Genomic DNA, 22,780 nt, shown 5'->3' with positions numbered 1-22,780 from the left:
ACCGTCGCCCCCCCGTCCGAACGTGCCGTCCCGATGATGCCTCCCATGCGTGTCGTTCGTCGCCTTGCCGCCTGCGCCACCGTCGCGGCCGTGCTGCTGCCGTGTGCGCCTCGCGCCGGTGCGCAACCGGCATCCGCGCCGCCCGCCGCCGCTTCACCCGCCGTCGCGTCGCCCGCCGTCGCTTCACCCGTCGCCGCTTCACCCGCCACCGCCTCACCCGCCGTCACCCAGCCGCCATCGCCCTGCCCACCCGACTGGGAACCGCAGCTCTGCGAACTGAAGGCGGCCGTCGAAGTGCTGAAGCAGCAGCACCTGACCGACATCGACATCGGCGCGCTGCTCGACGCCGCCACCCATGACGGGATCAAGACGCTGCCGTACGCGCGCTTCTTCAACGCGAAGGAAGAGCAGGAACGGCGCGACGACGAGCAGCGTGCGCGCGACGGCACGCCGGGCATCGGGATCGTGTTCGAGACGCGCCCCGACGGACTGCACATCATCGACGTGATTCCCGACGCCCCCGCCGAGAAAGCCGGCGTACGGCCCGACGATCTCGTCGTCGCGATGAACGACAGGAGCGTCGTCGGCATCGACAGCGGCGAACTCGTGAAACTGGCAAAGGGCGCTGCGGGCGTGCCGCTGAAGCTCACGGTGCAGCGCGGCCCGACGCATGCGGTGCTGACCTTCGCGCCCGTGCGCGCGATCGTCAAGCCGCATCCGGCGATCGCGAAGCGGCTCGACGGCGACATCCTGTACACGCGGCTGTCGAGCTTCCCCGAGCCGGCGGTCGGCGACTATATCGACGCCGTACAGGCCGCGCGCCGCGCGGGCCCGCCAGTGAAAGGGATGATTCTCGACCTGCGCATCAACGGCGGCGGCGCGCTGAATGCGGCGATCGGCATCACCGCACTGTTCGCGGGACGCGACCGTACCGCGATGGTGACGGTCGAGCGCGGCGACACGCACCGCCGCCGCTACACGACCAACTGGCCCGACTACGCACTGCCCGTCATGCACGGGCAGGATCCGCTCGCACCGCTGCAGGCCGACGACTGGTGGCGCACCGTGCCGCTCGTCGTGCTCGTCGACGGACAGAGCGCGTCGGCCGCAGAAGCGACCGCCGCCGCGCTGAAGGATCTCGGCCGCGCGAAACTGCTCGGCATGCCGACCTACGGGAAGGGGCTCGCGCAGACGGGCGTCGACCTGATCGACGGCACGCGCCTGAATTTCACGTACGCACGCAACCTGCGGCCGAACGGCTGCCCGATGGACGGCTACGGCGTCGTGCCGGACTGGCTCGTGCCGCCGCGCCGCGACTCGGACGTCGACGGTGTACTGATGTGGTATCGGGAAGTCGATCTCGCGCGCGCGCCGTATGCGGACCGGCAGGCGCCCGATCCATTCGTGCAGGTGCGCAAGGCCCGGCAGCAGTTGCGCGACAAACGCGTGCGCGCAAAGGTCGATACGGCGAACAGCGCGGCGCTACCGCAGCGCGCATTCGGCACGGCCGCCGACTGGCAGCTTCAACAGGCGCTCGCCGCGCTCGCGGGGCGCCCGGTGCGGACCATCGACGCGCCGGCGCAACTAATGCCGGCGCAGCCGGTCTGCGAGCGCGCCGACAACTGACGCGCCGCCGTTTTATCGAAAACCGAAGCGCTTGCGCAGCACGATCAGTGCCGCGAGGCTCAGCACGGCCGCGAACATCAGGTAGAAGCTCGGCGCGGTCTTCATCCCGGTCGCGCGGATCAGCCACGCGATGATGAACGGCCCGAACCCGCCGAAAATCGTCACCGCGACGTTATACGCAAGCGACATCCCGGTCGTACGCGTCTGCACCGGAAACACTTCTGACAACAGCCCCGGCAGCGCCGCGAAATAGCCGGTCATCAGGAGCGCGAGCAGCACCTGCAGCGCGATCAGCGTGCCGAAACCCGGATGCGCGACGAGATACGCGAACGCCGGATAGATCAGCACGAGGATGCCGATGGCCGGCGCGATCATCACGCGCACGCGGCCGTATTGATCCGACCAGTGGCCGACGAGCGGTGCGAACGCCATCTGGATCACGCCGACGACGAGGATCGCCGCGAACGCGGCCGACGGCGCGAGGCCGAGCTGCTTCACGCCGTAGGTCGGCATGAACAGCACGAGATAGGTGGCGACGGTGCCCAGCACGACCACGCCCATCGCGGCAACCAGGCGCGCCTTGTGCGACGCGAACGTATCGCGCAGCGGGTTCGCGGTGCCTTCGGCCGCGAGGAATTCGGGCGTCTCGTCGACCTTCGTGCGGATGTAGTACGCGACGGGCCCGAGCAGCAGCCCGAAGAAGAACGGCACGCGCCAGCCCCACGATGCCATCTGCGCGGCCGAGAGCTGCGCGTTCAGTACGGTGCCGAAGCCCGCCGCGAGCAGCGTCGTGAGCCCCTGGCTCGCAACCTGCCAGCTCGCGAAGAAGCCGCGCCGGCCCGGCACGTGTTCTGCGAGAAACGCCGTCGCGCTGCCGAACTCGCCGCCGGCCGAGAAGCCCTGCATCAGCCGCGCGGCGACGAGGATCACCGGCGCGGCGACGCCGATCGTCTCGTAGGTCGGCAGCACCGCGATGATCAGCGTGCCGGCCATCATCAGCAGGATCGACAGCGTGAGCGCCGCCTTGCGGCCCTCACGGTCGGCATACGCGCCGAGCACGATCGCGCCGAGCGGCCGCATGAAGAACGACACGCCGAACGTGCCGAGCGTGAGCAGCAGCGACACGGTGTCGTTGCCGGCCGGGAAGAACAGCTTCGCGATCGTCACCGCGAAGAAGCCGTAGACGACGAGATCGAACCACTCGAGCGCGTTGCCGATCGACGCGGCGACCACCGCGCGCCACACGCGCGGCGACGAGGCAATGGAACGGGACTGCGTGACGGCATGCATCGGCGATCTCCTTGTCGTTGTACGTTCTGTTCGAAGCGGCCGTGCTCGCGCCGTCGGCCTGCCCGGCGCCGCACGCGACGCTCGGGCGATTATAGGCGCGCAAAAAAAACCGCCGCGCTCCCGGCAACGGGAGCGCGGCGGTTTGCTCGCGGCAGGCCGGCGGCCTTACTGCTGCTTGAGCGCTTCGGCCGTGATCAGCAGCTTCGTCTTCATCTTGAAGCCGTACTGCTTGCCGTAGTCGAGGCCGAAGTCGCTGCGGTCGAATTCGCCGACGGCGTCGACGCCGCACACTTCACGCTTGAGCATCGGATGCGGCATGCACTTGAAGCCGTCGATCTTCAGCGTCACCGGCTTCGTGACGCCATGCAGCGTCAGGTTGCCGACCACCGACACCGGCTTGTCGCCGTCGAACTTGATCGCGCCCTTGTAGTTCGCCTGCGGGAACTTCGCCGCGTCGAAGAACTCGGCCGTCTGCAGGTGCTCGTCGAGCTTCGCGCTGCCGGTGTGGATCGACGCGATGTCGGTGGTCACGTCGACCGTACCCGTCTTCGCCGCACGGTCGAGCGTCACGGTGCCGCTCGACTTGTCGAACTTGCCGCGCCAGACCGACAGGCCGCCCATGTGGTCCGCTTCGAAGCTCGGGTACGTGTGGCTCGGGTCGAACTGGTACGTGACGCTTTCGGCGAAGGCCGAGAACGACAGCGATGCTGCCAGCGCGCCCGCGGCGATGATCAGTTGCTTTTTCAAACTCTTTCTCCTTGGAACGGCGCCGCGCCCTCGCGCGGCATTCTGGTGAGGCGACAGCCCGCCGCTTACTTGGTGGCGACGAGATGGAACTTGATCTGCACTTCGTCGGCGACGATCGACGTGTCCTTCCACTCGCCGGTACCGACGTTGAAGGCCGAACGCTTGATCGGCAGCACGCCGTCGAACGTCTGCGTCGCGCCGCTTTGCGCGACCGTGACGGGCACCGTAACGGTCTCGGACTTGCCCTTGATCGTCAGCTTGCCGGTCACGTTGTACTTGTTGCCGCCGGCCGGCGCGATCGCGGACGACACGAACGTCGCCTGCGGATACGCCTTCGCGTCGAACCAGTCCTTGCCTGCGACCTGGTCGTTGTACATCTTGTCGCCGAGGTCGAAGCTCGCGATGTCGATGGTCATTTGCGCGGTGCCCTGCGCGGCCTTCGCCGGGTCGAACTTCACTTGCGCGGAAAACTTCTTGAACGCGCCTTCGGTCGGCACGTTCATCTGCTTCGACACGGCAGACACCTTGCTCTTCGCGAGATCGACATCGGCGTGCGCCGCGCCCGACGCGACAAGTGCCGCCGCGGCGAACGCGGTCAGCATGGAGCGGGAGAAAGACACTTTCATGAGATCCTTCATTTGGCAGAGGGAAGCATCCGCGACAGCAGGCCGTCGCGGTCCAACAACTGGTGCTTGAGCGCCGCGAGCACGTGCATCGCGACGAGCGCAAGCAGAATGTAATTCAAAGACACGTGGAGCGTCTTGAAGGTTTCCTTGAGCACCGGATCGGGGTCGATCAGCCGCGGCAGCGGCACGATGCCGAGGTAGACGACCGGAATGTTCGATGCCGAGCTGTACAGGTAGCCCGTCACGGGGATCACGATCATCAGCACGTACAGCAGCATGTGCACGCCGTGCGATACCGCGCGCTGCCACGCCGGCGTATTGTCCGGCAGCGGCGGCGGCACGTGCGTCGCCCGCCACAGCACGCGGATGACGGCCAGCGCGAACACCGTCACGCCGATCCACTTGTGCCACGAGAAGTACTTCAGCTTCGTCGGCGTGAAGCCGGGGATGTCGGTCATCACCCAGCCGAGCGCGAAGCCGCAGACGATCAGCAGCGCGATCAGCCAGTGCAGCGCGATCGCGGTATGCGCATAACGTACCGGCGCGGCCGGCGGCGATTTCGATACCATCTTGGATTCCTCAGTTCAGCGAACAGCTGCGCCGGCCATGCATCCGACGCTTGTCAAGGGCGCCATGCTACCGCAACCTTTTGACACGCGCGGACTCTGAGGACAGGCACGCCAGCCGGCTGACGGTTTCCTGTCATGTTACCGCTCGGTCACCAAGCGCGCGATCCTTGACACACCGAAAAAGGCCTTTTGGTAAGATTGGCGCGGGTTCCGGCCCCGTCGACGCGTTCCCCCAGCCGTCGCACAACTGCCTTTTCCATGCAACGAAACGACCTGATTGCCTGCCACGAGTGCGACGCACTGTTGCACAAACCGCGCCTGAGCGGCCGCGAAGTCGCGCGCTGTCCGCGCTGCGGCGCGCTCCTGTATCGCAACAGCGCCGCGCAGATCGAGCGGATTTGCGCGCTCGCGCTCGCGGCATTGATCACGTTCACGATCGCGCAGGCGTTCCCGATCCTCGAAATGGACGTGAACGGCAACCGCGTGCAGACGACGCTGATCGGCGCGATCGACGCGCTGTGGCACCAGGACATGGCCGTCGTCGGCGTGATGGTGTTCTGCTCGACCGTGCTGTTTCCGCTCGTCGAGATGGCCGCGCTGCTGTACCTGCTGCTGCCGATGCGGCGCGGCGTCGTGCCGCCCGGGTTCAACTTCGTGCTGCGCGCGATCGAGCTCGCGCGGCCGTGGAGCATGATCGAAGTGTTCATGCTCGGGATCCTCGTCACGATCGTGAAGATGGTGAGTCTCGCAAGAGTCGTTCCCGATGCCGCGCTGTTCGCGTTCGGCGCGCTCACGCTGATGATCGCCGTCGTGCTGATGTTCGATCCCCGTACGCTGTGGGACATCGCCGACGACCTGCGCGCCGGGCGCTCGCCCGGACAGCCCGACCCGGCCGCGCCGCTGCCGGAAGCCGCCCGCCGATGACGATCCCGACCGCCGCCCGCGAGGGCTATGTCAGCTGCCACACGTGCGGGCTCGTGCAGACGCTCGACCATCCGCACGCGCACTGCGCCCGCTGCGGCGCCACGCTCCATTTCAGGACGCCGAACAGCCTGATGCGCACGTGGGCGCTGCTGATCGCGGCCGTGATCCTGTACATTCCGGCGAACCTGCTGCCGATCATGCGCACGTCGTCGATCGTCGGCTCGCAGGAAGACACGATCATGAGCGGCGTCGTGCTGTTCTGGACCTCCGGCGACTGGCCGCTCGCCGTCGTCGTGTTCGTCGCGAGCATCCTCGTGCCGATGCTCAAGCTCGGCGTGCTGTCGATCCTCGTGATCAGCGCGCAGCGCCGCGCCGCATGGCGGCCGCTGCAGCGCACGCGTCTGTTCCGGATCGTCGAGCGCATCGGCCGCTGGTCGATGCTCGACATCTTCGTCGTGACGCTGACCGTCGCGCTCGTCCATTTCCGTTCGCTCGCCATCATCACGGCCGGCCCCGGCGCGCTCGCGTTCGGTTCGGTCGTGATCCTGACGATGCTCGCGTCGATGCAGTTCGATCCCCGCCTGATCTGGGATCCAGTCGAAACCTCAGGGAATCACCATGAATAGTCCACAAGGCCCGCAGCACGACGCGCCCCGGCCGCCCGATCCGACGATCTCGACGAAAAGCGGCTGGCTGCCGTCGCTCGTCTGGCTCGTGCCGCTGATCGCCGCGCTGATCGGCATCGGCCTCGTGATCAAGTCCGTGCGCGAGCGCGGCCCGGAAATCACGATCAGCTTCCACAGCGCCGAAGGGCTCGAGCCCGGCAAGACCCAGGTCAAGTACAAGGACGTCGAGATCGGCATGGTCAAGACGATCAAGCTGTCGAAAGACCTGTCGCGCGTGCTCGTCCAGGTGCAGCTGAAGAAGGAAGCCGAGGACTTCGCGGTCAACGGCTCGCGCTTCTGGATCGTGCGGCCGCGCGTCGGCGCGACCGGCGTGTCGGGGCTCGGCACGCTGCTGTCCGGCGCGTACATCGGCGTCGACGCCGGCCGCGGACAGGACACGCTGACCGACTTCACGGGCCTCGAAACACCGCCCGCCGTCACGGGCGACCAGAAAGGCACGCAATACGTGCTGCGCGGCGATTCGCTCGGCTCGGTCGACATCGGCTCGCCGGTCTACTACCGCCGCGTGCAGGTCGGCCAGGTGGTCGGCTTCTCGCTCGACAAGGACGGCACGGGCGTCACGTTCAACGTGTTCGTCAATGCGCCGTACGACCAGTATGTCGGCATCAACTCGCGCTGGTGGCAGGCGAGCGGCGTCGACCTGCGGCTCGATTCGAGCGGCCTGAAGCTGAACACGCAGTCGCTCGCGACGGTGATCCTCGGCGGCATCGCGTTCCAGACGCCGCCGAACCAGGGCAGCGGTGCGACGGCAGCGAACAACACGACGTTCCGCCTCGGCTCCGACGAGGCCGACGCGATGCGCGACCCGGACGGCCAGCCGCTGCAGGTCGTGATGAACTTCAACCAGTCGCTGCGCGGGCTCGCCGTCGGCGCGCCGGTCGACTTCCGCGGCATCGTGCTCGGTGAAGTGACGAACATCGGCATCGACTTCGATCCGAAGACGAAGAACTTCCTGATGCCGGTGACGATGAACGTGTATCCGGAACGCCTCGGCCGCCGCTTCCGCGAAACGATCGAGAGCAAGGGCGAACCGGCCCGCCGCGAGATCGTCGAGCGGCTCGTCCGGCACGGGCTGCGCGGCCAGCTGCGCACCGGCAACCTGCTGACGAGCCAGCTGTACGTCGCGCTCGACTTCTTCCCGAAGGCGCCGACCGTGAAGATCGACACGACGCGCCAGCCGCTCGAACTGCCGACCGTGCCGAATTCGCTCGACGAGCTGCAGCTGCAGGTCGCCGACATCGCGAAGAAGCTCGACAAGGTGCCGTTCGACCAGATCGGCGCGAACCTGAACAGCGCGCTCGCGAACGCCGACAAGCTGTTCAAGCAGCTCGACACGCAGGTCGCGCCGGAAGCGCGCGACACGCTGTCGGCCGCGAAGCAGACCTTCTCGACCGCCGAAGCGACGCTGCAGCAGGATTCGCCGCTGCAGTCCGACGTGCGCGGCGCGCTGAAGGAGCTCACGCGCACGCTGCAATCGCTGAACGCGCTCGCCGACTACCTCGAGCGCCACCCCGAATCGCTGCTCAAGGGCAAGCCAGGAGATAAACAATGACGACACGCGTGAACGGTTTCGCGAGCGGCGCGGCGGCGGCCTTCGCCGCACTCGCGCTCGCCGCGTGCAGCTCGCCGCCCGCGCGGTTCTACACGCTCAGCCCGGCCGACGCCGCAGCGCCGGTGCGCACCGCGCCGGCCAACCCGGCGTTCCTGATCGAGGTGCCATCGGTCGGCGTGCCCGAACAGGTCGCGAAAAACCAGCTGGTCGTGCAGAAGAACGCCGCGCAGGTCGACGTGCTCGAGCAGGAACGCTGGGCGTCGCCGCCCGCCGACGAGATCCGCCGCGCGCTATCGGACGACCTCGCCGCGCAGCTCGGCACGATCGACGTCGCGAATTCCGCGTACCCGCCCGGCGTGCCCGTGTACCGCGTCAGCGTGAACGTGCAGCGCTTCGAGTCGTGGCCCGGCAAACGCGCGGCGGTCGACGCGGTGTGGAGCGTGCGCTCGCTTGCCACGCAGGCCGTGATGACCTGCCGCACGAGCGTCGCGGAACCGGTCGCCGACGGCTACGACGCGCTCGTCGCCGGCCACCGGCGCGCGCTCGACGTGATTGCGACGCAGGCTGCGGCCGGCGTGCGCGCAATGGCCGCCCGCCGCGGCGCAGCGCCCGCGGCCGGCAGCAAGACGGCGGCCACGCCCGCGCCGGTCGTGCCGTGCCCGGCCAACCCGGCGTCCGGCGGCGACGCCGGCGCGACGGGCAAGTCCGGCGCGTAAGCGGGCAGCGCGCAGGCGAGCGCTCGAAGCGGCGCTCGCCTGCGTGGCGTATCCGAGAGCGATCGCCGGCCGTGACAGGCGGCATCGCGCCGCCACGACCTGCACCGCGCCTCATCTTCATCGGCCGAACGGCGACTTTGCATTGTTTGTCAAAGTCGGCCGGAACCGGCGCCACGCCACACGGTCGGCTTGCGTTTTCCGGCCCGATTGACGATCCTACGCACTTTCCGGCTCGCGCCGTTCGTCGTACGCGCCGGCCGGCGACGCCGGGCCGCGTTCGGTCCGACCGCCGTGACGCCCTGCGCCCGCACGCACACCGCGTGCACCGCAGCGGGGCAGCCGCATCGCGGGTCGCCGCGCATCGTCCGGCAACCGCCTCGTCTCATCCGTTCTCCCCGGCGCCGTGCCGTTTCCCCGGCAGGCTTCCCGAACCCGCCCGTCCAGGGCTTTCGCTATTCCGTTTATGTTTCGTTCCCTGACGACCCTGATCAAGAAGTGGCGCGCGTCGCGCAATGCCGGTCACCAGCTCGATGCGCTGCTCGCGCATGCCGACGCCGATGCGTCGTATGCCGAGCGCAGCGAATGGCTGATCGAGCTCGCGCACTGGCTGCACCGCAACGGCACGATGCAGGCCGCGCAGGACACCCCGGCCGATCGCGACGTCGACACGCGCGCGTATCCGGCTCATGCGCGGCTGCGCTACCTGTTCCACGTGCTCGACCGCAACCCCGCCTGGAAAGCGCATGCCGCGCGCATCCTGCGCGGCATCCTGCGCGAGTGCGACGGCATCTCGCTGCTGTGCGACGCCGGCATGCCCGTGCACTCGGGCTTCTTCGGCGCGCTGTTCGAGCGGATCGACTCGTCGCTGATCCCGCCCGCGCCGAACCGCCGCGAGCTGTCGGCGCTGTTCACGCTGATGTTCCCGGCGCCGGAAGACGCGAAGTGGATCGACGCGCTGCCCGACGACCTGCTCGCGCGCCTCGCCGAGCTGATTTCGTTCGACGTCACCGAGGAAGAGCGCCACGAACCCGGCTCGTTCTCGCGCGACCTGCTGGCCGCACTGCATAACCTGACCTGCCAGATCAGCTCGACCGGCCTGTCGCAGACGGTACGCAGCCGGCTGTCCGACGACGACGCGCGCAAGCCGCTCGAATCGCAGCCGTTCTACCGGCTCACGCGCGCGATGCTCGCGGTCGAGACCGCGCACGCGGCCGTCGAGGACGGCGGCGACCCGAGCAAGCTGCTGCACGAGGTGAACTATCTGCGCGTGCTGCTCGACGAATGCCGGATCGCCGTCGACGACGTGTTTTCGCACCTGTACCGCAACGGCGTGTCGGTCGACATCGTGTTCCAGGTCGAGCGGATGCGCATGCGCATCCTGCGTGCGGAAACACTGCTGAACGCGTGGATGGCGCGCGACGACCTGCGCGGGATGGCGCACCTGACGGCCGAACTCGTCGACGCGAACCAGAACAGCCAGAGCGTCACGCACCTCGTGCGCAGCAACTTCTCGCTGTTCGCGCGCAAGCTCGTCGAGACCAACGCGGACACCGGCGAGCACTACATCTCGCGCGGCCGCGCCGAGTACCTGAAGATGCTGCGGATGGCCGCGGGCGGCGGCCTCGTCACCGTCGCGACCGTGTGCGTGAAGTTCGCGATCACCGGCGCGCACCTGCAGTCGATGCTCGAAGGGCTGCTCGCCGGCGTCAACTACGCGGCCAGCTTCATGCTGATGCACTTCCTGCACTTCACGCTCGCGACCAAGCAGCCCGCGATGACCGCGCCGACGCTTGCGCGCGAGCTCGACGACACCGGCCACGAGGAAGGCGTGAAGGCGTTCGTGTCGTCGGTGATCGCGCTGATCCGCACCCAGGCTGCCGCGATTTCCGGCAACGTGCTCGTCGTGCTGCCCGTGTGCCTGCTCGTGCAGCTGTTCGCGGGCAACGTGCTGCACGCGAATCTGATCTCGCCCGACAAGGCGCACGCGACACTCCACTCGTTCTCGCTGCTCGGGCCGACGCCGCTCTACGCTGCGCTGACGGGCGTGCTGCTGTGGGCGTCGAGCCTGCTCGCGGGCTGGGCCGACAACTGGTTCGTGCTGCACCGGGTCGGCGACGCGCTCGCGTACAACCGCCGGCTGCGCCTCACGCTCGGCGCGGCCGGCGCCGCGAAGCTCGCGCACTTCTGCCGCTCGAACGTCGCCGGCGTGGTCGCGAACGTCGGCCTCGGCCTGATGCTCGGCCTCGTGCCGGCGATCGTCACCGTATTCATGTTCCCGTTCGAGGTGCGCCACGTGACGCTGTCGGCCGGCTCGATCGGGATCGCGCTCGGCGTGCTGGGCAAGGATGCGCTCACGACGCCCGAACTGTGGTGGGCCGGCGCCGGCGTGCTCAGCATGGCGATCCTCAACGTGCTGGTGAGCTTCGCGCTCGCGTTCACGATGGCCGTGCGCTCGCGCAGCCTGCGCCGCACCAAGGTGCGCGCGCTCGTCGCCGCGATCGTCCGCACGGTGCTGTCGAATCCGCTCGCGCTGTTCTGGCCGGCCGGCGGCCAGGCCGAACGCGCCGGTCAGACGGGCTCGCACTGAGCCCGCGGCGGTGCGGCGGCGCCCGGCCGGGTGTCGCCGCGCCTGCCTCCCGGCACGCGAAAGCAGCCGCCCTGCGGGCGCTGCCACACCGAAACGCCGGCCCCGGCCGCCCGCGCCGCGTACAATGGTGGACTTTTGCACGTCCTCACCCGCCTTATGTCCTCGCCCACCCTGTTCGAATTCTTCGCCCCCTGCCCGCGCGGCCTCGAAGCGGCGCTTGCCGCCGAGCTGGCCGAAATCGCCGGCCGCCACCTGAACGGCGCGCCGTTCACCGCGGGCGCGCAGGTGCCGGGCGGCGTCCATTTCAGCGGCGGCTGGGCCGCCGGCATGGCCGCGAACCTCCATTCGCGGATCGCGAGCCGGATCCTGCTGAAGATCGCGCATCGCGCGTACCGCAACGAGCAGGACGTCTACGCGCTCGCGCTCGAGCAGCCGTGGGAGCGCTGGTTCGCGGCCACGCAGACGCTGCGCGTCGACATCACCGCGATCAAGTCGCCGCTGAAGAGCCTCGAATTCGCGACGTTGCGCGTGAAGGACGCGATCTGCGACCGGATGCGCGACAAGACCGGCGCGCGCCCGAGCATCGACACCGGTGCGCCGGATGTGCGCGTGTTCGCGTTCCTGACCGCCAACGAGTGCACGCTGTACCTCGATACGTCGGGCGAGCCGCTGTTCAAGCGCGGCTGGCGTCTCGACAAGGGCGCGGCGCCGCTGCGCGAGAACCTCGCGGCCGGCATCCTGCGCCTGACGGGCTGGACGCCCGGCACCGCGCTGTACGACCCGATGTGCGGCAGCGGCACGTTCCTCGCGGAAGCCGCGCAGATCGCACTCGGCGTGGCGCCCGGCTGCGAACGCCGGTTCGGCTTCGAAAAGCTCAAGCAGTACGACATCACCGCGTGGCAGGGGCTGAAGGTCCCGGCGCTGGACGCGAAGCGCGCGGCGCGCGCCAAGCGCAACGACGCGCTCGGCGTGTACGGCAGCGACATTTCCGGCGACATGCTCGAGAAGGCCCGCGCGAACCTCGAGCGCGCGGGCGTGCCGTCGGTGTGGCTCAAGCAGGTCGACGCACGCGGGATGACGCCGCCGTGCGACGCGCCGGGCATCATCCTCGCGAACCCGCCGTACGGGGAGCGGATCGAAGTGCGCGGCCGCAGCGCGCGCGGCGAAGTGCGCGAAACCGGCCGCAACCGCGGCAACGACGACGCGTTCCGCCGCACGCACACCGACGCGCCGGACAGCGAGTTCTTCAACGTGCTCGGCGATGCGCTGAAGCAGCGCTTCACGGGCTGGCAGGCGTTCCTGCTGACGTCCGACCGTTCGCTGCCGGGCCTGCTGCGCCTGCGCGAATCGGCCAAGACGCCGCTGTTCAACGGCGCGCTCGAATGCCGGCTGTTCCGCTTCGACCTGATCGCCGGCAGCGTGAAGGCACGCCCGGCCGCGCCGGAAGGCGACGCATAAGCATCCGTCCGCTTCCACAAGCGACGACGTCTCAGGGGCCGCTATCGCGGCCCCTGTGCCATTTCGCAGCCGGTCAGTGCTTCGATTTCGACCAGCGCCCCATCGTGAACGGCAGCGCGTGCCCCGTCTCGAGCAGCGTCTTCAGGCTCGACAGCACGACCGGCCAGCCGCCGCGAATGCCACGATCCATCTCCGAACCGGCCAGGAGCCCGTCGTGCGTGACGGTCAGCTTCACGACGCCTTCATGCGGCTCGACGAGGTAGGTCACGCGCGATTCCTCGCCCTCCCCCGACGGCGTGCGCCACGTGACCACCAGCCGGTGCGGCGGATCGTTCTCCACCACTTCGCCGACGATGTCGACCCGCGACGGATCGTCGTAGTCCTGATGTTCCCAGCGCGAGCCCGGCCGCCAGTCGGGTGACGCATTGCGATGCCGCACCCAGTAGTCTTTCGTCAGCTCGGCGTTGGTCAACGCGTCGAACACGCGCTCGGGCGTCGCTGCGATGAAGGTCACGTACACAAAGGCGGGATTACCCATCGTCGTCTCCTGTTTCGCTGGCCGCTTCGAGCCCGCGCTTGAGATCCGCCAGCGCCTGGAGGCGCTGACGCTCGAACTTGCCGATCCAGCGTTCCGCGATGTCGTGGATCGGCACCGGATTCAGGTAATGCAGCTTCTCCCTGCCGCGCCACGTCGTCGCGACGAGATTCGCGGCCTCGAGCAGCGCGAGATGCTTGCTCACGGCCTGCCGGCTCATCGCGAGCCCGTCGCACAGCTCGGACAGCGTCTGGCCGCTCTTTGCGTGCAGCAGGTCCAGCAACTGACGGCGCGTGGCATCGGCCAGCGCCCTGAAAACGAGATCCATGCCACTCCCGGGTCAATGGCTTTATTATGCAACCAAATGGTTGCATGTCAAGGGTGACAACTCTACTGACAATACGGTGTCAGCAGCCCGCGCTCACACTGCAATCCCGGCGCAATGCAGGCTGGTTTCCGCACCGAACCCGAATAACAACGCAACAAGGAGCTCGTCATGACGACCGCAACTGCCACCGCAACCCTGGAACGCGCAATCGCCTGGTTCGACATTCCGTCCCTCGATTTCGAACGGGCGATCCGCTTTTACGAAACCGTGCTGCAGACCACGTTGCGGCGCGAAATCTTCGGCGGCGTGCCGATGGCCACGTTCGATCGCGAGGCGTCGAGCACGGGCGGCAGCATCGTGTTCGATCCGCAGCAGATGAAGCCGAGCGCGAACGGCGTGCTCGTCTACCTGAACGCAGGCGAATCGGTCGTCGCGGCGCTCGAACGTGCGAAGCGCGCGGGCGGCGTCGTGCAGGGCACGGTCGTCGAGCTGCCGAACAACTACGGCTACGTCGGCTACCTGATCGACACCGAAGGCAACCGCGTCGGTCTGCACGCGCCGAAATGCCACTGAGCGCACCGGTCAGCGGGCGGGCGCGGCGCTATCATCGCGAAGTCCCCGTAACGGAAGGAATCGAGGTGCTGTCATGACCCGCCGTGCCGACCGCCTGTTCCAGATCGCCGAGCTGCTGCGCGGGCGTCGTCTCACGACCGCGCAGCAGCTGGCCGACTGGCTGTCGGTGTCACCGCGCACGGTCTATCGCGACGTGCGCGACCTGCAACTGTCAGGGGTGCCGATCGAAGGCGAGGCCGGCATCGGTTACCGGCTGAACCGCAACGCGAGCTTGCCGCCGCTCACGTTCACGGCCGAGGAGCTCTCGGCGCTCGCCACCGGCGCGCGCATGCTCGAGACCTGGGGCGGCGCGCGCTTCGCGAGTGGCGCGCGCTCGGCGCTCGCGAAGATCGCGTCGGCGATGCCGGCCGACAAGCGCACGGCGCTCGACCGCCTGCCGGTGTTCGCGCCGTCGTTCCACATCGACGAGACGTTCTGCGCAAAGGTCGACGCGATCCACCAGGCCATCGACACGCGCCACATCGTGAGCTTCGACTATCGCGACCGGCTCGGCGCGCATTCGCAACGCCGCGTATGGCCGCTCGGTCTCGTCTACTGGGGCGGGCGCTGGACGATCGGTGCGTGGTGCGAGCTGCGCGGCGATTTCCGCACCTTCGACATCGCGCGAATGGGCGACATCACCGTGCACGAGCAGTTTCCGGACATGGAAGGACGGCGGATCGCCGACTACATGCGGATCGCGGAAGCGCCGATGCGCTGACGCTCTGCGGCGGCGGGCGCGAAGCCGCGCGCCGCCGTCATTCGTTGCCCGACCGCCGTTCGGCGCCCGGCCCTTCCCGCGTTATCCGCCGAACACCACCGGCCGCTTCGGCCGCTCGTCGACGTGCAGCGAAAACACGTCCGCCCGCGCGTAGTGGCCGACGACGTCGAAATCGTAGCGGGCCCGCACCAGCTCGTCGGTATCGATGTGCGCGGTCACGAGCCCGGCCTCGCCGATCAGCGGCTCCGTCAGCAGGTCGCCGAGCGGCCCGACGATCACGCTGCCGCCGCGGATCAGCGGCCGCTCGGGATCCCAGCCCGGCACGTCGATGCCGAGCGCACGCGGCGACGGCTGCACCTGGCACGCGCTCACGACGAAGCAACGCCCTTCATGCGCGATGTGGCGCATCGAGCTCTGCCACAGGTCGCGCTCGTCGACAGTCGGCGCACACCAGATCTGCACGCCTTTCGCGTACATCGCGCAGCGCAGCAGCGGCATGTGGTTCTCCCAGCAGATCGCGGCGCCCGCGCGGCCGGCTGCCGTTTCGACGACGGGCAGCGTCGAGCCGTCGCCCTGCCCCCAGATCAGCCGCTCGGTGCCGGTCGGCATCAGCTTGCGGTGCTTCGCGACGAGCCCGTCGCGCGGATCGAAGAACAGCGCCGTGCAGTACAGCGTGCTGCCGCCGCGCTCGATCACGCCGACCACGAGGCTCGCTCCCGTACGCTGCGACAGCGCGGCCAGCTCGTCGGTCTCGGGCCCCGGCACGTCGATCGCCTGCGCGGCATAGCGCGCATACGCGTCGCGGCCTTCGGGCAGCCGGAAGCCGAGCCGCGTGCCGAAGATTTCGCCTTTCGGATAGCCGCCGAGCACGGCCTCGGGCAGCACGACGAGCGACGCGCCGCTGTCGCGAATCGCGGTTTCGTAGCCGAGGATCGTGTCGAGCGTAGCGCGCGTGCCGGCGGGCGACGCGCCGATCTGCAAGGCGGCGATGACTGACGTGGACATGGTGGCGACTCCGGTGAATGGGATGCCGCCATCTTTATCGATAAGATGTCATCGATCAAATCGATAGAAAGATATCTGTCATGAATGCGGATGATATCTCCGGCCTCGACCTGAACCTGCTGAAGGTGTTCGAGGCGCTGTACGAGGAAGGCGGCGCGAGCCGGGCGGCGCTGCGGCTCGGCCTCACGCAGTCGGCCGTCAGCGCGGCACTCGCGCGGCTGCGCGTGATCTACGCCGATCCGCTGTTCGTGCGCACCGGCCGCGGGCTCGCGCCGACGCCGCGCGCGGACGAACTGAAGCCGATCCTGTCCGACGCGCTCGACCGCTGCCGCGAAAGCCTCGCGATCGCGGCCGACAGCGGCGAGCGCGTTGGCCGCACGATCTCGGTCGGGCTGTCCGACGACTTCGAGATCGCGCTCGGTCGCGCGCTGATCGATGCGGTCGCGCGCGAAGCCGCGGGCATCCGGCTGATCTTCCGGCAGACCCACAGCGGCATCGCCGGCGATGCGCTGCTGCGGCACGGTGTCGATCTCGCGATCGCGTCGGGCGGGTTCTCGGCGAACGGGCTCAGCCGGCGCGCGGTCGCGACGGGCGGCTATGCGTGCCTGATCGACCCGGGCGCCCGCGCTCAGCGGCCGCGCACGTTGACGCTCGCCGACTTCCTGCGGCGCGACCACCTGCTCGTGTCGTCGGGCGGCGTGATCGGGATCGTCGACGAGGCGCTGGCCGCGCTCGGCCACAAGCGGCGCGTCGCCGCATCGACCACGCATTTCGCCGCGCTGCCGTACCTGCTCGCCGGCTCCGACGCGGTCGCAACGATTCCCGCGCATGCAGCGCGCACGATCGCGCAATCGACGCCGCTGCGCGCGCTCGCGTGCCCGGTCGACCTGCCGCGCTATCCGGTCGAAATCGGCTGGCGCACGAGTACGCAGCGCGACCCGGCAATCGTGCGTGTGCGCGACACGATCGCCGCGTGCGTCACGCGCCTCGTCGCGCCATGAACGACGGCGCGTCAGCGCTGCCTGCCGCGCCGCCGGCGTGTGCCGAGTCCTACAACCGCATGGACGCCGCTCTTCACCCGGGACGACGGCCGTGCAGCCGCGTTCCGCACGATCGATCGTGCATGAACGCGGCGCGAACCGGACCCGTGCCGCAGCACATCGGCAGGATGCAGCGCTTACGGGGTCGGATTCGTCTAACGAGAGGGCCGGCAGCGTTCGGGCGCAACCGGTAAAATGCCGAACCATGAAACCCGAAATCTGGACCCCGCATGTGACGGTCGCCGCGCTCGTCGAGCACGCCGGCCGCTTTCTCGTGATCGAGGAAGAAACCTCGACGGGCCTGCGCATCAACCAGCCGGCCGGTCATCTCGAGGCCGGCGAAACGCTGGCCGACGCCGTGATCCGCGAAACGCTCGAGGAAACCGCGCACCCGTTCACGCCCGACGCGCTCGTCGGCGTCTATCTCGCGCACTACGACCGCCCCGGCACCGCCGGCGCGACCTACCTGCGCTTCACGTTCTGCGGCAGGGCCGGCGAACCGGTCGCGGGCCATGTGCTCGACGAAGGCATCGTCCGCACGCTGTGGATGACGGCCGACGAACTGCGCGCGTGCAGCGAGCGCCATCGCTCGCCCGCGGTGATGCGCTGCGTCGACGACTATCTCGCCGGGCGGCGCATTCCGCTCGATTTCGTGCATACGCATTCGGTCGCGCCGCGCCCCGAGGCATTCGAACGTCAGGCGGTCAACAAATGAGCAAGCGCCGTGTGGTGGTGGGCATGTCGGGCGGCGTCGATTCGTCGGTGACGGCGTGGCTGCTGAAGGAACAGGGCTACGACGTGGTCGGCCTGTTCATGAAGAACTGGGAAGACGATGACGACGGCGAGTACTGCTCGACGCGCCAGGACTGGATCGACGTCGTGTCGGTGGCCGACCTGATCGGCATCGACGTGGAAGCCGTCAACTTCGCCGCGGAATACAAGGACCGCGTGTTCGCCGAGTTCCTGCGCGAATACTCGGCCGGCCGCACGCCGAACCCGGACGTGCTGTGCAACGCCGAGATCAAGTTCAAGGCGTTCCTCGACCACGCGATGTCGCTCGACGCGGAAATGATCGCGACCGGCCACTATGCGCGCGTGCGCGAACGCGACGGGCGTTTCGAACTGCTGAAGGCGTTCGATCATACGAAAGACCAGTCGTACTTCCTGCACCGGCTGAACCAGGCGCAACTGTCGAAGACGATGTTCCCGCTCGGCGAGATCCCGAAGACGAAGGTGCGCGAGATCGCCGCGCAGATCGGGCTGCCGAACGCGAAGAAGAAGGATTCGACCGGCATCTGCTTCATCGGCGAACGGCCGTTCCGCGATTTCCTGAACCGCTACCTGCCGACGAAGCCCGGCCCGATGAAGACGCCCGACGGCAAGGTGGTCGGCGAACACATCGGCCTCGCGTTCTACACGTTCGGCCAGCGCAAGGGCATCGGCCTCGGCGGCAGCAAGAGCGGCAGCGGCGAACCATGGTTCGTCGCCGCGAAGGACATCGCGTCGAACACGCTGTACGTCGTGCAGGGCCACGATCATCCGTGGCTGCTGTCGCGCCAGCTCGTCGCCGGCAACGTCAGCTGGGTCGCCGGCGAGCCGCCGGCCGACGGCTTCGCGTGCGGCGCGAAGACGCGATACCGGCAGGCCGATGCGGCATGCGCATTCGGCGCCGCGCCCGCCGGCCCGGCAGGCGAAGCCCGCTTCTCGCTCGCATTCGACGACGCGCAGTGGGCCGTCACGCCCGGCCAGTCGGCCGTGCTGTACGACGGCGAGATATGCCTCGGCGGCGGCATCATCGAACTCGCGACAACCGGCCAGCCCGGTCAGGCCACGCCCGCGGAAGGCCACGCGCCGGCGCTCGCCGACGCACGCTGACACACCGGCGGCGCGCGAGCGCCGCCGCCCCTCGTTCAGCGCATGCTTTGCAACGCCGCATCGTAGCGCTCGCGTGCCGCGTCGAGCGCGGGGAAATGCCGCTCCGCCCACCGGTCGAGCGCCACCAGCGTCTGCACCAGCGATCCTGCCACCGGTGTCAGCCGGTATTCGACATGCACGCGCCGGGCGTCGATCTCGACACGCTCGATCAGCCCGTTGCGCACCAGTTCGCGCAGCGTTTGCGTGAGCACCTTCTGCGAAATCCCGCCGATGCGCCGCAGCAGCTCGCCGTTGCGCAACGGCCGCTCGGCCAGCGCCGGCAGGATCAGCAGCGTCCATTTGCCGGCGATCAGGGCCAGCGCGTCGCGCGCCGAGCAATCCGCCGCATAGACGTTGCCGGGAAATGCCATGGTTACCTCCGGGTACGTGATTGCGCCGCCCCGCCGCTGCGCGCCATCATCGTCTCACACTCACGGAGCCCGTCATGCAGGTGCTGATCGTCGTCGCCCATCCCGAACCGCGCTCGTTCAACGCCGCCCTCGCCTGCGCGGCGGCAAAGACGTGCCGCGCGGCAGGCCACATCGCGACGATCGCGGACCTGTACGCCGACGCGTTCGATCCGGGCGAGGCGCCGCGCCACTACGCGGACCGGCTCGATGCGTCGCGCTTCGATGCGCAACGCGAACAGCGCCATCACTGGGAGCGCGGCACGCTCGCACCGGAGGTCGAGCGTCACGTCGGCCTGCTGCGGCAGGCCGACGCGCTGATCCTGCAGTTCCCGCTCTGGTGGTTCGGCGCGCCCGCGATCCTGAAAGGCTGGATGGACCGCGTGTTCGTCTACGGGGGCCTGTACAGCAGCAGCCGGCGCCATGACCGCGGCGTGCTGCACGGCCGCCGCGCGCTGCTGAGCGTCACGACCGGCTCGTCGGCTGCCGCATGCGCGCCCGACGGCCGGGAGGGCGATACCCGCCTGCTGCTATGGCCGATCATGTACGCGCTACGCTATATCGGCTTCGACGTGCTTGAGCCGCACCTGATCCACGACGTTCGCGGCGATCTGGCCGGCGACGGCGCGCAGCAACGCGACGCGCGCCTCGCGCGGCAGCTTGCGGACTACTGCGCGCGGCTGGTCGAGTGGGATGCGTGGCCGTCGGTACCGTTCAACCGCGACAGGGATTTCGAAGCCGGCGGCAAGCTGAAGCCCGACGCGCCCGCCTACGGCCCGTTCATCCGCCACGCCGGCGCCGACTGCTGAGCGATCGCTCGGCAACGCTGGCTTCACGGGACCCGTAGTAGACTCTCGACCATCGCGGGCGCCGGCAGCGGCCGGGTACGGCACCGGCACCACGCCCGCCGGCCCGGCGCGACGCCGCCCGTGCCGGCCTGCCGGCCGCCGCGCGTCTCGCGCAGCGGCCATCATCCGAATAATGACGATGGAGTCCCCATGTTTTCCCGACGCTACCTGGCGATGTGGTGTGCCGTCCTGCTGCTCGTCGCGGCGGCCGCGCTCGCGTCGGCCCATATGCTTTCCTGGCTGTGGATCATCATCCCCGTCGCCCTCGTCGCGCTCGGCGTGTACGACCTGAAACAGGACCGTCACGCGATCCTGCGCAATTACCCGCTCTGGGGCCACTTCCGCTTCCTGTTCGAATTCATCCGACCTGAAATCCGTCAGTACTTCGTCGAGGACGACACCGACGAGAAGCCGTTCTCGCGTGCGCAGCGCAGCCTCGTCTACCAGCGCGCGAAGAACGTCGCCGACAACCGGCCGTACGGCACCGAGCTGAACGTGAAAGCCGTCGCGCACGAATGGATCAGCCACTCGCTCGCGCCGACGAAACTGCCGAACCACGATTTCCGCATCCGCGTCGGCGCGAATCGCGCGCAACCGTACGACATTTCGATCTTCAACATCTCGGCGATGAGCTTCGGCTCGCTGTCCGCGAACGCGATCCGCTCGCTGAACCTCGGCGCGAAGAAAGGCGGGTTCGCGCACGATACCGGCGAAGGCTCGCTGTCGAAGTACCACCGCGAGAACGGCGGCGACATCATCTGGGAAATCGCGTCCGGCTACTTCGGTTGCCGCAACGACGACGGCACGTTCAACCCCGACAAGTTCGCGAAGCAGGCTGCCGATCCGCAGGTCAAGATGATCGAGGTGAAGCTGTCGCAGGGCGCGAAGCCCGGCCACGGCGGCGTACTGCCGGCCGCGAAGATCACGCCGGAAATCGCCGAAACGCGCGGCGTGCCGATGGGCAAGGACTGCATCTCGCCCGCGACGCACTCGGAATTCTCGACGCCGCGCGGGCTGCTCGAATTCGTCGAGCGGCTGCGCACGCTGTCCGGCGGCAAGCCGACCGGCTTCAAGCTGTGCATCGGCCATCCGTGGGAATTCTTCGGCATTGCGAAGGCGATGATCGAGACCGGCATCGTGCCCGACTTCATCGTCGTCGACGGCGCGGAAGGCGGTACGGGCGCGGCGCCGCTCGAATTCACCGACCACGTCGGCGTGCCGCTGCAGGAAGGGCTGCTGCTCGTGCACAACACGCTCGTCGGGATCGGCGTGCGCGATCGCGTGAAGATCGGTGCGAGCGGCAAGATCATCACCGCGTTCGACATCGCGCGCACGCTCGCGATCGGCGCGGACTGGGTGAACTCGGCGCGCGGCTTCATGTTCGCGGTCGGCTGCATCCAGGCGCAGCACTGCCACACCGACCGCTGCCCGACCGGCGTCGCGACGCAGGACCCGGTGCGCCAGCGCGCACTCGTCGTGCCCGACAAGGCCGAGCGCGTGTTCAACTTCCACCGCAATACGCTGCATGCGCTGCAGGAACTCGTGCAGGCCGCCGGCCTCGGGCATCCGTCCGAGCTGCGCGCGCATCACATCGTGCAGCGGGTCGCGCCGCACGAGGTGCGGCTGATGTCGCAGTTGCTGAAGTACCTGAAGCCCGGTGCGCTGCTCGACGGCCAGACCTGCGGCTTCACGCTGTACGACAAGTGGTGGCCGATCGCGCGCAGCGATTCGTTCACGCTTGGCGAAGCCGTGTACGCGTCGATCGAGTGACGCGCTGCCGCCCCGCTCCGGCGGCGGCCTGCGCGACAAAAAGAAAAGCGCCCCGCGGGGCGCTTTTCTTTCGTCTGCCGAATGCGCGTACGCGCGGCCGGCAACCGCTCAGTTCTGCGGCAGCGTATCGGCGAACGATTGCCGCTGCTGGAGCTTCACGAAATGCTTGTCGAGGTTCGGGTGGCGATCGCGCCAGTTGAGCTCGGGCATCCGGAAGTCGAGATAGCCGAGCGCGCAACCGAGTGCGATGTCGGCGAGCGTGTAATGATTACCGACGCACCACGTCTTGCCGCCGAGACCCTGCGACATCGCGACGAGACCGTCGTCGATCTTGCGCTGCTGGCGCGCGATCCAGCTCGCGCTGCGCTGCGCCTCGTCGCGCATCGTGTGTTCGATGCGAATCGCGACCGCCGCGTCGAGGACGCCGTCGCCCAGCGCTTCCCAGCAACGGACCTCGACACGCTCGCGGCCCGACGGCGGAATCAGTTTGCCGACCGGCGACAGCGTGTCGACGTATTCGCAGATCACGCGGGAATCGAACACCGCGGCACCATCCTCCATCACGAGGCACGGGACCTTGCCGAGCGGATTCGATGCATGAATATCCGTCTCCGGCGCCCACACGTTCTCGAGCTCCAGCTTGTAGTCGATCTTCTTTTCAGCGAGCACGATCCGCGCCTTGCGGACGTACGGGCTGCCGAGCGAACCGATTAATTTCATCATCTGCCTTTTTTGGGGAACCGCCGAGAGTATACGTTGTCGTCGATCATAACCGGCCAGCGTCGCGTGACAGAAAATCGGCCGTCCGGCCTGTGGATG

23 protein-coding genes are annotated in these 22,780 nt (G+C 68.5%); 14 read left to right on the top strand and 9 right to left on the bottom strand.

Features of this window, described 5'->3' with window-relative positions; all coding sequences use genetic code 11:
• Positions 1 to 45: 45 nt before the first annotated feature.
• Positions 46 to 1,626 carry a S41 family peptidase gene (locus OHZ10_RS03420; protein ID WP_342703619.1) on the top strand — a complete coding sequence of 527 codons (1,581 nt, stop codon included), beginning with the start codon at positions 46 to 48 and terminating at the stop codon, positions 1,624 to 1,626.
• 12 nt (positions 1,627 to 1,638) lie between these two features.
• Here OHZ10_RS03420 and OHZ10_RS03415 read toward each other — a convergent pair whose 3' ends face one another.
• From OHZ10_RS03415 to OHZ10_RS03400, 4 genes are all read right to left on the bottom strand, one after another.
• Complete coding sequence (locus OHZ10_RS03415) at positions 1,639 to 2,916, bottom strand: MFS transporter (protein WP_342703618.1); 1,278 nt, start codon at positions 2,914 to 2,916, stop codon at positions 1,639 to 1,641.
• Positions 2,917 to 3,081: 165 nt separating this feature from the next.
• A complete protein-coding gene (locus OHZ10_RS03410) occupies positions 3,082 to 3,663 on the bottom strand; it encodes a YceI family protein (RefSeq protein WP_059236056.1) in 582 nt (193 codons plus the stop codon).
• A gap of 65 nt (positions 3,664 to 3,728) precedes the next feature.
• Entirely contained in the window at positions 3,729 to 4,289 is a 561-nt protein-coding gene (locus OHZ10_RS03405; protein ID WP_059236904.1) for a YceI family protein, read from the bottom strand.
• A gap of 8 nt (positions 4,290 to 4,297) precedes the next feature.
• The gene (locus tag OHZ10_RS03400) at positions 4,298 to 4,858 is read right to left on the bottom strand and encodes a cytochrome b (RefSeq protein ID WP_059236058.1); all 561 of its coding nucleotides are present in this window, start codon (positions 4,856 to 4,858) and stop codon (positions 4,298 to 4,300) included.
• Between the two features lie 258 nt (positions 4,859 to 5,116).
• Between OHZ10_RS03400 and OHZ10_RS03395 the strand changes: the two genes are divergently transcribed.
• The 6 genes from OHZ10_RS03395 to OHZ10_RS03370 all read left to right on the top strand — a co-directional run bounded on the left by OHZ10_RS03395 (position 5,117) and on the right by OHZ10_RS03370 (position 12,781).
• Entirely contained in the window at positions 5,117 to 5,782 is a 666-nt protein-coding gene (locus tag OHZ10_RS03395; protein ID WP_059236060.1) for a paraquat-inducible protein A, read from the top strand.
• A complete protein-coding gene (locus tag OHZ10_RS03390) occupies positions 5,779 to 6,408 on the top strand; it encodes a paraquat-inducible protein A (protein WP_059236062.1) in 630 nt (209 codons plus the stop codon). Before OHZ10_RS03395 ends, OHZ10_RS03390 begins: the two co-directional genes overlap by 4 nt.
• Complete coding sequence (locus OHZ10_RS03385; protein ID WP_059236064.1) at positions 6,401 to 8,020, top strand: intermembrane transport protein PqiB; 1,620 nt, start codon at positions 6,401 to 6,403, stop codon at positions 8,018 to 8,020. The genes OHZ10_RS03390 and OHZ10_RS03385 overlap by 8 nt, the downstream gene beginning before the upstream one ends.
• Complete coding sequence (locus tag OHZ10_RS03380) at positions 8,017 to 8,736, top strand: PqiC family protein (protein WP_256085572.1); 720 nt, start codon at positions 8,017 to 8,019, stop codon at positions 8,734 to 8,736. Before OHZ10_RS03385 ends, OHZ10_RS03380 begins: the two co-directional genes overlap by 4 nt.
• Before the next feature lie 463 nt (positions 8,737 to 9,199).
• Complete coding sequence (locus OHZ10_RS03375) at positions 9,200 to 11,323, top strand: site-specific recombinase (protein ID WP_059236073.1); 2,124 nt, start codon at positions 9,200 to 9,202, stop codon at positions 11,321 to 11,323.
• A 156-nt stretch (positions 11,324 to 11,479) separates the two neighbouring features.
• On the top strand, positions 11,480 to 12,781 hold the full coding sequence (locus tag OHZ10_RS03370; protein ID WP_059236074.1) for a THUMP domain-containing class I SAM-dependent RNA methyltransferase: 1,302 nt from the start codon (positions 11,480 to 11,482) through the stop codon (positions 12,779 to 12,781).
• Between the two features lie 73 nt (positions 12,782 to 12,854).
• On the opposite strand, the gene OHZ10_RS03365 is transcribed toward OHZ10_RS03370, so the two are convergent.
• Both OHZ10_RS03365 and OHZ10_RS03360 read right to left on the bottom strand, forming a co-directional pair.
• Positions 12,855 to 13,319, bottom strand: coding sequence for an SRPBCC family protein (locus OHZ10_RS03365; RefSeq protein WP_174993258.1), 465 nt, complete (start codon positions 13,317 to 13,319; stop codon positions 12,855 to 12,857).
• Positions 13,312 to 13,644 (bottom strand): winged helix-turn-helix domain-containing protein, encoded by a 333-nt coding sequence (locus tag OHZ10_RS03360; RefSeq protein ID WP_342703613.1) that lies wholly within the window; start codon positions 13,642 to 13,644, stop codon positions 13,312 to 13,314. Before OHZ10_RS03360 ends, OHZ10_RS03365 begins: the two co-directional genes overlap by 8 nt.
• A gap of 168 nt (positions 13,645 to 13,812) precedes the next feature.
• Here OHZ10_RS03360 and OHZ10_RS03355 point away from each other — a divergent pair, with 168 nt between their 5' ends.
• Positions 13,813 to 14,217, top strand: coding sequence for a VOC family protein (locus OHZ10_RS03355; RefSeq protein WP_059236078.1), 405 nt, complete (start codon positions 13,813 to 13,815; stop codon positions 14,215 to 14,217).
• Between the two features lie 73 nt (positions 14,218 to 14,290).
• On the top strand, positions 14,291 to 14,977 hold the full coding sequence (locus tag OHZ10_RS03350; protein ID WP_059236080.1) for a helix-turn-helix transcriptional regulator: 687 nt from the start codon (positions 14,291 to 14,293) through the stop codon (positions 14,975 to 14,977).
• An 81-nt stretch (positions 14,978 to 15,058) separates the two neighbouring features.
• Here the strand turns inward: OHZ10_RS03350 and OHZ10_RS03345 are convergent, their stop codons facing one another.
• Entirely contained in the window at positions 15,059 to 15,982 is a 924-nt protein-coding gene (locus OHZ10_RS03345) for a carbon-nitrogen hydrolase family protein (RefSeq protein WP_342703612.1), read from the bottom strand.
• An 80-nt stretch (positions 15,983 to 16,062) separates the two neighbouring features.
• Here OHZ10_RS03345 and OHZ10_RS03340 point away from each other — a divergent pair, with 80 nt between their 5' ends.
• The 3 genes from OHZ10_RS03340 to mnmA all read left to right on the top strand — a co-directional run bounded on the left by OHZ10_RS03340 (position 16,063) and on the right by mnmA (position 18,897).
• Positions 16,063 to 16,983: a LysR family transcriptional regulator gene (locus OHZ10_RS03340; RefSeq protein WP_342703611.1), complete on the top strand. Its 921-nt coding sequence runs from the start codon at positions 16,063 to 16,065 to the stop codon at positions 16,981 to 16,983.
• Between the two features lie 244 nt (positions 16,984 to 17,227).
• On the top strand, positions 17,228 to 17,737 hold the full coding sequence (locus OHZ10_RS03335) for an NUDIX hydrolase (protein ID WP_059236087.1): 510 nt from the start codon (positions 17,228 to 17,230) through the stop codon (positions 17,735 to 17,737).
• Positions 17,734 to 18,897 (top strand): tRNA 2-thiouridine(34) synthase MnmA, encoded by a 1,164-nt coding sequence (mnmA, locus tag OHZ10_RS03330; protein WP_256085568.1) that lies wholly within the window; start codon positions 17,734 to 17,736, stop codon positions 18,895 to 18,897. The genes OHZ10_RS03335 and mnmA overlap by 4 nt, the downstream gene beginning before the upstream one ends.
• 35 nt (positions 18,898 to 18,932) lie before the next feature.
• Here the strand turns inward: mnmA and OHZ10_RS03325 are convergent, their stop codons facing one another.
• The gene (locus OHZ10_RS03325) at positions 18,933 to 19,307 is read right to left on the bottom strand and encodes a winged helix-turn-helix transcriptional regulator (protein WP_059236090.1); all 375 of its coding nucleotides are present in this window, start codon (positions 19,305 to 19,307) and stop codon (positions 18,933 to 18,935) included.
• A gap of 74 nt (positions 19,308 to 19,381) precedes the next feature.
• On the opposite strand from OHZ10_RS03325, the gene OHZ10_RS03320 reads away from it, so the two are divergent.
• Both OHZ10_RS03320 and OHZ10_RS03315 read left to right on the top strand, forming a co-directional pair.
• Entirely contained in the window at positions 19,382 to 20,152 is a 771-nt protein-coding gene (locus tag OHZ10_RS03320; protein WP_174993259.1) for an NAD(P)H-dependent oxidoreductase, read from the top strand.
• A 189-nt stretch (positions 20,153 to 20,341) separates the two neighbouring features.
• Positions 20,342 to 21,961, top strand: a complete 1,620-nt coding sequence (locus OHZ10_RS03315) for an FMN-binding glutamate synthase family protein (protein ID WP_059236094.1) — start codon at positions 20,342 to 20,344, stop codon at positions 21,959 to 21,961.
• Between the two features lie 108 nt (positions 21,962 to 22,069).
• Here OHZ10_RS03315 and OHZ10_RS03310 read toward each other — a convergent pair whose 3' ends face one another.
• The gene (locus tag OHZ10_RS03310; protein ID WP_059236096.1) at positions 22,070 to 22,684 is read right to left on the bottom strand and encodes a glutathione S-transferase family protein; all 615 of its coding nucleotides are present in this window, start codon (positions 22,682 to 22,684) and stop codon (positions 22,070 to 22,072) included.
• Positions 22,685 to 22,780: the final 96 nt, after the last annotated feature.

Origin of the sequence: Burkholderia arboris, from assembly GCF_038723655.1 — a bacterium.
Classification (GTDB): Bacteria; Pseudomonadota; Gammaproteobacteria; order Burkholderiales; family Burkholderiaceae; genus Burkholderia; species Burkholderia arboris.
The sequence above is the reverse complement of the archived record's forward strand: the minus strand, read 5'-3'. Positions and strand labels throughout refer to the sequence as shown.

Coding starts and splice junctions, on each gene's coding strand:
- OHZ10_RS03420 (WP_342703619.1), top strand. CDS start 46: ATGCGTGTCGTTCGTCGCCTTGCCGCCTGCGCCACCGTCGCGGCCGTG.
- OHZ10_RS03415 (WP_342703618.1), bottom strand. CDS start 2,916: ATGCATGCCGTCACGCAGTCCCGTTCCATTGCCTCGTCGCCGCGCGTG.
- OHZ10_RS03405 (WP_059236904.1), bottom strand. CDS start 4,289: ATGAAAGTGTCTTTCTCCCGCTCCATGCTGACCGCGTTCGCCGCGGCG.
- OHZ10_RS03400 (WP_059236058.1), bottom strand. CDS start 4,858: ATGGTATCGAAATCGCCGCCGGCCGCGCCGGTACGTTATGCGCATACC.
- OHZ10_RS03395 (WP_059236060.1), top strand. CDS start 5,117: ATGCAACGAAACGACCTGATTGCCTGCCACGAGTGCGACGCACTGTTG.
- OHZ10_RS03390 (WP_059236062.1), top strand. CDS start 5,779: ATGACGATCCCGACCGCCGCCCGCGAGGGCTATGTCAGCTGCCACACG.
- OHZ10_RS03385 (WP_059236064.1), top strand. CDS start 6,401: ATGAATAGTCCACAAGGCCCGCAGCACGACGCGCCCCGGCCGCCCGAT.
- OHZ10_RS03380 (WP_256085572.1), top strand. CDS start 8,017: ATGACGACACGCGTGAACGGTTTCGCGAGCGGCGCGGCGGCGGCCTTC.
- OHZ10_RS03375 (WP_059236073.1), top strand. CDS start 9,200: ATGTTTCGTTCCCTGACGACCCTGATCAAGAAGTGGCGCGCGTCGCGC.
- OHZ10_RS03370 (WP_059236074.1), top strand. CDS start 11,480: ATGTCCTCGCCCACCCTGTTCGAATTCTTCGCCCCCTGCCCGCGCGGC.
- OHZ10_RS03365 (WP_174993258.1), bottom strand. CDS start 13,319: ATGGGTAATCCCGCCTTTGTGTACGTGACCTTCATCGCAGCGACGCCC.
- OHZ10_RS03360 (WP_342703613.1), bottom strand. CDS start 13,644: ATGGATCTCGTTTTCAGGGCGCTGGCCGATGCCACGCGCCGTCAGTTG.
- OHZ10_RS03355 (WP_059236078.1), top strand. CDS start 13,813: ATGACGACCGCAACTGCCACCGCAACCCTGGAACGCGCAATCGCCTGG.
- OHZ10_RS03350 (WP_059236080.1), top strand. CDS start 14,291: ATGACCCGCCGTGCCGACCGCCTGTTCCAGATCGCCGAGCTGCTGCGC.
- OHZ10_RS03345 (WP_342703612.1), bottom strand. CDS start 15,982: ATGTCCACGTCAGTCATCGCCGCCTTGCAGATCGGCGCGTCGCCCGCC.
- OHZ10_RS03340 (WP_342703611.1), top strand. CDS start 16,063: ATGAATGCGGATGATATCTCCGGCCTCGACCTGAACCTGCTGAAGGTG.
- OHZ10_RS03335 (WP_059236087.1), top strand. CDS start 17,228: ATGAAACCCGAAATCTGGACCCCGCATGTGACGGTCGCCGCGCTCGTC.
- mnmA (WP_256085568.1), top strand. CDS start 17,734: ATGAGCAAGCGCCGTGTGGTGGTGGGCATGTCGGGCGGCGTCGATTCG.
- OHZ10_RS03325 (WP_059236090.1), bottom strand. CDS start 19,307: ATGGCATTTCCCGGCAACGTCTATGCGGCGGATTGCTCGGCGCGCGAC.
- OHZ10_RS03320 (WP_174993259.1), top strand. CDS start 19,382: ATGCAGGTGCTGATCGTCGTCGCCCATCCCGAACCGCGCTCGTTCAAC.
- OHZ10_RS03315 (WP_059236094.1), top strand. CDS start 20,342: ATGTTTTCCCGACGCTACCTGGCGATGTGGTGTGCCGTCCTGCTGCTC.
- OHZ10_RS03310 (WP_059236096.1), bottom strand. CDS start 22,684: ATGATGAAATTAATCGGTTCGCTCGGCAGCCCGTACGTCCGCAAGGCG.